Here is a 757-nt window from a genome sequence, read left to right as displayed (position 1 = left end):
CCACACCCACCGCCATATCGGCGTTGCGCATCGCCAGCAGCGCACCGCGTTCGATACCGGCGGGGCTGTCACAGATCACCCAGTCGAATTTTTCCTTCAACTCGGCGATGACCTTGTCCACGCCTTCCGTCGTCAGGGCATCCTTGTCTCGGGTCTGCGACGCGGGAAGCAGGGCCAGGTTCTCGATCCTTTTATCGCGGATCAGCGCCTGCGCCAGTTTGGCGTCGCCTTGCACCACATTGATCAGGTCGAACACCACGCGGCGTTCGGCCCCCATCACCAGGTCCAGGTTCCGCAAGCCGACATCGAAATCGATAACCACAACATTCTCGCCGCCACGCGCCAGCGCGGCGCCAAGCGCGGCGGTGGAGGTTGTCTTGCCGACTCCGCCCTTGCCGGACGTCACCACCAACACCTTGCCCATCTGTGTTCCCCCTAATCCAGCACTGAGATTTTCATCTGTTCGCCGTCCAGCCAGGCTTGAACGGGCTTGCCCAGCACCTTGGCCGGCATGTCGTCCGCGGTCTGGTAGACGCCATCGATCGCCAGTAGTTCAGCTTGCAACTTGCTACAGAAAATACGCGCGCCGGGATGCCCGGACAGGCCAGCAATGGCTCGACCTCGTAACGTTCCGTAAACGTGGACAGATCCGCCGGCCATGACCTCGGCGCCGGAAGCGACCGAACCCAGCACGGTAATGTCGCCGCGCTCGAAGACGACGGATTGGCCGGAGCGGATGGGCTGATCGATCAGCAAT

General features: G+C 62.2%; 1 protein-coding gene and 1 pseudogene. Both read right to left on the bottom strand.

The genetic code is table 11. From position 1 onward, the window contains the following. Positions 1 to 424 (bottom strand): annotated as a pseudogene (gene minD / locus GSQ89_RS38370) (septum site-determining protein MinD); the annotation flags it as partial. 11 nt (positions 425 to 435) lie between these two features. Then, positions 436 to 757: septum site-determining protein MinC (gene minC / locus GSQ89_RS05910; protein ID WP_158922961.1), on the bottom strand; the 322-nt coding region annotated here is incomplete at its 5' end.

It is taken from the genome of Acidisphaera sp. S103 (assembly GCF_009765975.1).
GTDB lineage: Bacteria > Pseudomonadota > Alphaproteobacteria > Acetobacterales > Acetobacteraceae > Rhodopila.
This window is presented reverse-complemented; position numbering and strand designations above follow the sequence as displayed.